The sequence below is a fragment of the Bacteroides caecigallinarum genome (assembly GCF_021530995.1).
GTDB lineage: Bacteria > Bacteroidota > Bacteroidia > Bacteroidales > Bacteroidaceae > Phocaeicola > Phocaeicola faecigallinarum.
Map to the genome: position 1 here is coordinate 1 of NZ_JADYTF010000155.1, position 6,053 is coordinate 6,053.

At 38.3% G+C, this 6,053-nt stretch carries 4 protein-coding genes and 1 tRNA gene; 4 read left to right on the plus strand and 1 reads right to left on the minus strand.

Annotation, left to right across the window (positions count from 1 at the left end):
• Positions 1 to 44 precede the first annotated feature (44 nt).
• Positions 45 to 117: transfer RNA gene (locus tag I6E24_RS14995), tRNA-Phe, on the minus strand.
• Positions 118 to 596: 479 nt separating this feature from the next.
• Here I6E24_RS14995 and rimP point away from each other — a divergent pair.
• From rimP to I6E24_RS15015, 4 genes are all read left to right on the plus strand, one after another.
• Positions 597 to 1,064 carry a ribosome assembly cofactor RimP gene (rimP, locus tag I6E24_RS15000; RefSeq protein WP_235329386.1) on the plus strand — a complete coding sequence of 156 codons (468 nt, stop codon included), beginning with the start codon at positions 597 to 599 and terminating at the stop codon, positions 1,062 to 1,064.
• A gap of 2 nt (positions 1,065 to 1,066) precedes the next feature.
• A complete protein-coding gene (gene nusA / locus I6E24_RS15005; RefSeq protein WP_235329380.1) occupies positions 1,067 to 2,320 on the plus strand; it encodes a transcription termination factor NusA in 1,254 nt (417 codons plus the stop codon).
• A gap of 154 nt (positions 2,321 to 2,474) precedes the next feature.
• Positions 2,475 to 5,396, plus strand: coding sequence for a translation initiation factor IF-2 (infB, locus tag I6E24_RS15010; protein ID WP_235329382.1), 2,922 nt, complete (start codon positions 2,475 to 2,477; stop codon positions 5,394 to 5,396).
• Positions 5,397 to 5,516: 120 nt separating this feature from the next.
• The coding region (locus I6E24_RS15015) for a CvpA family protein (protein WP_235329384.1) at positions 5,517 to 6,053 on the plus strand (537 nt) is incomplete at its 3' end.

Below are 6,053 nucleotides of genomic sequence, written 5' to 3' on the forward strand. Positions count from 1 at the left end.
CACTTGGAAATCAGGATTTTACTGTCTTTTGCTTTTCTTCAAAGTGGTGCCACCAGGAATCGAACCGGGGACACAAGGATTTTCAGTCCTTTGCTCTACCAACTGAGCTATGGCACCGTTGTTTCTCGTTTGCGGTTGCAAAGGTACGCATTTTATTTTAATCTGCAAATAATTTTTGAAAAAAATAATCTAGAAATGCTTTTTTATGCAATGAATATATTTATTCGATTTAAATTTAACTTCAATTTATGCGAAATTGACAACATTCTTAGGAATATAATGTTTAACCAGTCAACTTGGTCAGAAATAATATAACATAAACAGATTATCAAATTCTGTACACTTCAGACGGTATTAAAGTTTAAACTAAAACATGGCCACGTTTTAAATGAAATGCCGCCGTGTTTTATAAAATCTTTTTTAGCATGGTTTTTAGGTGCTGATTTTATTATGAGTAAAAGGCAAATATACCTGAGATGAATAAAAATAGAATTAATATTTTGAATTACAATTTAATGTTTGTATATTTGCAACCGATATGGATGAAAGGTGGAGGGGCAATTAAGCTCCTCTTTTTTGTTCTTAAAATTTTACCCATGATAGATAAAAATGTAGTAAGTCGGATAGTTTCGCAATGGCTTGAAGATAAGGATTATTTTTTAGTTGATGTCACGGTGAGTCCGGATGATAAAATAGTTGTGGAAATAGATCATGCAGAAGGTGTATGGATTGATGATTGTGTCGAACTGAGTAGATATATTGAAGCAAATCTCAGTCGTGACGAAGAGGATTATGAATTGGAAGTTGGTTCTGCTGGTATCGGACAGCCATTCAAAGTACTTCAACAGTATGTAATACACAAAGGGTGTGAGGTTGAAGTGTTGGCCAACGACGGAAAGAAGTATAAAGGTGTGTTGACTGATGTAGATGAGAATGAGTTCTCGCTAACGGTTCAGACTAAGGTAAAGCCGGAAGGAAGCAAACGTCCTAAACTTATTGAGCAACTTGTGACATTTAAATACGAAGAAATAAAATATACAAAATATTTAATTAGCTTTAAATAATTATGGCCAAAAAAGAGGAAACAGTAAGCTTGATTGATACCTTTTCGGAATTTAAGGAGCTGAAGAATATTGACCGTACCACAATGGTGGGAGTATTGGAAGAATCATTCCGTAGCGTTATTGCTAAAATGTTCGGTTCGGATGAAAATTATGATGTTATTGTAAATCCGGATAAGGGAGATTTTGAAATTTGGCGTAACCGTGAAGTTGTAGCGGATGAGGATTTCAATAATGCCAACAGACAAATATCTCTGTCTGAAGCGAGAAAGATAGATGCATCGTATGAAGTTGGTGAAGAAGTTACAGATGAGGTTATCTTTGAAAAATTTGGTAGAAGAGCTATACTTAATTTAAGACAGACTTTGGCATCCAAAATATTGGAGCTTGAAAAAGATAGCTTGTATAATAAGTATATCGAGCAGGTAGGCAAAGTTGTCAGTGCAGAAGTGTATCAGATATGGAAGAAAGAAATTCTGATGCTTGATGATGAAGGCAATGAACTTTTATTGCCTAAAACAGAACAAATACCGGGAGATTTCTATCGCAAGGGAGAAACAGCACGTGCAGTTGTGGCTAGAGTCGATAATAGAAACAATAATCCAAAGATTATATTGAGCCGTACTTCTCCGGTTTTCCTTCAGAGACTTTTTGAACAGGAGGTACCAGAAATCAATGATGGTATAATTACTATAAAGAAGATTGCTCGCATTCCGGGTGAAAGAGCTAAGATAGCAGTAGAATCTTATGATGAAAGAATAGATCCTGTTGGAGCTTGTGTTGGAGTTAAGGGTTCAAGAATTCACGGTATTGTTCGTGAATTGCGCAACGAAAATATCGATGTCATTAATTATACCTCAAATATCCAATTGTTTATTCAAAGAGCTTTGAGCCCTGCAAAAATATCTTCTATCGTGATGCATGAAGAAGAAAAGAGAGCTGAAGTATATTTGAAGCCTGAAGAAGTGTCTTTGGCTATTGGTAAGGGCGGTATGAACATTAAATTGGCCAGCATGCTTACTGAATATACAATAGATGTGTATCGTGAACTTGATGAAAATGCAACAGAGGATGATATATATCTTGATGAATTTAAAGATGAAATAGATGAGTGGGTAATCAATGCTATTAAAGGTATTGGTATTGATACTGCTAAGGGAGTATTAAATGCACCAAGAGAAATGCTTATTGAGAAAGCTGATCTTGAGGAAAATACTGTTGATGATGTATTGCGTATTTTAAAGGCTGAATTTGAATAATTATGAGCTCGAAATAAAGAATGTGCAGAGTTTTTACTGTTCATTCTTTATTTTATTGAATGCCGGTTCTGCCTTATTTTTTGTTGGTTGACTAAGAACTAACTGCAATGTCAGTTGGTTTTAATTGTTAATTTTAAATTGTTAATTGAATTTTATGACGATAAGACTTAATAAAGTAGCAAGAGATTTAAATGTAGGGATAGCAACAGCTGTTGACTTCTTGCAGAAAAAAGGATACAGTGTGGAGGCTAATCCAAATACAAAAATAACAGAAGAACAGTATGCAGAACTGGTAAAAGAGTTTAATAACGATAAGGATTTAAAATTAAAGTCTGAGAAAATTATTCAGGAACGCCAGAATAAGGAAAGAAATAAGGCTTCGGTTTCTATTGACGACATTGCAGGTGATGTGGTGAAGGCAGAGACCGCAGTAGCAGATGAAGTGCGTCAGAAATATAAACCTATTGGTAAAATAGATCTTGATAGCATAAATAAAAAGAAAACTAAAACTCCTGTTGCGGCTGCTGAGTCGAACACTGCAGACGAACAGGTTAAGGCTGAAACTGTAACTGCTGTGGAAGAAAAAAACGAAACAGTGGCTGAGGTGGTTAAGCCTAAAGAAGTAAATGTTGAACCACAGGTACAAACTCCTGTTGTAAATGAAGATAAAGAAACCAAACAGACGGATGCAAAAGCAGACGAAGTTATAAATGAGCCGATGGAAGAAAAAAAGGAAGAAGCTGAAAACAAATTAAATGATGACGGTGTCTTTAAAATCCGTCCGACAGAATTCAAATCTAAAATTAATGTTGTTGGCCAAATAGATTTGGCTGCATTGAACCAGTCTACACGCCCTAAGAAAAAATCTAAAGAAGAAAAGCGTAAGGAAAGAGAAGAAAAAGACAAAATGCGTCAGGAACAGCGTAAGCAGATGAAAGACGCTATTATAAAAGAAATACGCAAGAGTGATGAAAGGTCAACCGAAAAGGGTGGACAGGATGAAAACTCAAAGAAGAAGAAACGTAATAGAATTAATAAGGAACGAGTAGATATATATAGTACCCAGCCTGCACAGTTTAACGGTGGAGCAAAGGGAGATAAACCATCCAAAAATCAAGGTGGAGGTAAGAACTCAGGAAAAGAAAAATTCAAGAAGCCTGTGGTAAAACAGGAGGTAAGCGATGAAGATGTAGCTAAACAGATTAAGGAGACTCTTGCACGTCTGACAAATAAAGGTAAGAACAAGGCTGCTAAATATCGTAAGGAAAAACGCGAAAATATCCAGAATCGCCAGCTTGAGCAGGAAGAACTGGAAATGGAAGAAAGCAAAGTACTTAAACTTACTGAGTTCGTTACTGCAAATGAGCTTGCCAACATGATGGATATATCTGTTACTCAGGTTATCTCTACATGTATGAGTGTCGGTATAATGGTTTCTATCAACCAGCGTCTTGATGCTGAAACTATTAACCTTGTAGCCGAAGAGTTCGGATATAAGACTGAATATGTAAGTGCGGAAGTCGCACAGGCTATTGAAGAAGAAGCCGATGCGGAAGAAGATCTCGAACCACGTGCTCCGATCGTTACTGTGATGGGACACGTTGACCACGGTAAGACTTCATTGCTTGACTATATACGTAAAGCAAACGTTATTGCCGGTGAGGCCGGTGGTATCACTCAGCACATCGGTGCATACAATGTGAAATTGGACGACGGTCGTCGTATCACATTCCTCGATACTCCGGGTCATGAGGCGTTTACAGCGATGCGTGCCCGTGGAGCTAAGGTCACTGACGTGGTAATCATCATTGTAGCTGCCGATGATAACGTGATGCCTCAGACTAAGGAAGCTATCAACCATGCTATGGCTGCCGGAGTACCTATCGTATTCGCAATCAATAAGGTTGATAAGCCTAATGCTAATCCTGACAAGATTAAAGAAGAACTTGCTGCCATGAACTTCCTTGTAGAAGAGTGGGGTGGTAAGTACCAGTCACAGGATATTTCAGCTAAGACAGGACTTGGTGTTAACGACCTGTTGGAAAAAGTATTGCTTGAAGCAGAAATGCTTGACCTTAAGGCAAATCCAAATCGTAAGGCAACAGGTTCAATCATTGAATCGTCTTTGGATAAGGGACGCGGATATGTTGCTACAGTACTTGTATCTAACGGTACATTGCATGTTGGTGACATCGTATTGGCTGGTACATCATACGGTAAGGTTAAGGCTATGTTCAACGAACGTAACCAGCGTATGAAAGAAGCAGGTCCGGCAGAACCAGTATTGATACTTGGTCTTAACGGTGCTCCTGCTGCAGGTGATACATTCCACGTATTTGATACAGATCAGGAAGCTCGTGAAATTGCCAATAAGCGTGAACAGTTGGCCCGTGAACAGGGATTGCGTACACAGAAGATGCTTACTCTTGATGAAGTTGGACGTCGTCTTGCATTGGGAGACTTCCATGAACTTAATATCATCGTTAAGGGTGACGTGGACGGTTCTGTAGAAGCGTTGAGCGACTCACTTATCAAACTTTCTACTGAACAGATTCAGGTTAATGTTATACATAAGGGAGTTGGTCAGATTTCAGAATCAGATGTATCATTGGCTGCTGCTTCAGATGCTATCATCGTTGGTTTCCAGGTACGTCCTTCAAGCAATGCTGCTAAGTTGGCTGAACAGGAAGGTGTAGATATCCGTAAGTATTCTATCATTTACGATGCTATCGAAGAAGTCAAAGCCGCAATGGAAGGTATGCTTGCTCCTACATTGAAAGAACAGGTTACAGCTACTATCGAAGTCCGCGAGGTATTTAACATCAGCAAGGTCGGACAGGTTGCCGGAGCTATGGTTAAGACCGGTAAGGTTAAGCGTTCAGACAAGGCTCGCCTTATCCGCGACGGTATCGTTGTATTTACAGGTGCTATCAATGCCTTGAAACGCTTCAAGGATGATGTTAAGGAAGTAGGTACAAACTTCGAGTGTGGTATCAGCCTCACTAACTGTAATGATATTAAAGTGGGCGATATTATCGAAACTTACGAAGAAGTAGAAGTAAAGCAAACACTATAATAACAATATTCTAGAGTGAAAAGTGAGGAATGTAAAGTCGGTTCTGTCTGACTTCATTCTTCATTTTTCATTCTTTGTTTATAAACTCTTTATCTTTTTTGTACTAAAAATATTTAAGCAATGATTCTTGAATCCTTATCTTTGCAGTTAAGCGTTTTGGATTGGATTATTATCGCCATTATAGCCGTAGGAGTATTGCTGGGATTTATGAAAGGGGCTGTAAAACAGGCTGCAACTATAGTAGGGCTTGTGGCAGGGCTGTTGTTGGCACGTGCATTGTTCTCCCAGTTGGGCGAGAAACTTGCGGTAGAGCTTGGCACATCAGTGTCTGTAGCCCAAGTAATAGCTTTTTTCCTTATTTGGATACTTGTTCCGGTTGTATTTCTGCTATTGGCCTCTATGCTTACAAAAGCGTTGGAAGTTGTACATCTGGGCATAGTAAACAGGCTGTTAGGAGCTTTGCTCGGAGCGGTGAAATACGCCTTTATTGTGAGCTTGGCTGTAAGCTTTTTAGAATATATTGACAATAAAGATGAACTGATAAATCGAACAGTTAAGCAGTCTTCTTTGTTATATTATCCGATGAAGGAACTTTCGGGTCTCTTTATACCGGCAATAAAAAATGTGACAAATGAGATTATTCAAACAGATATAATA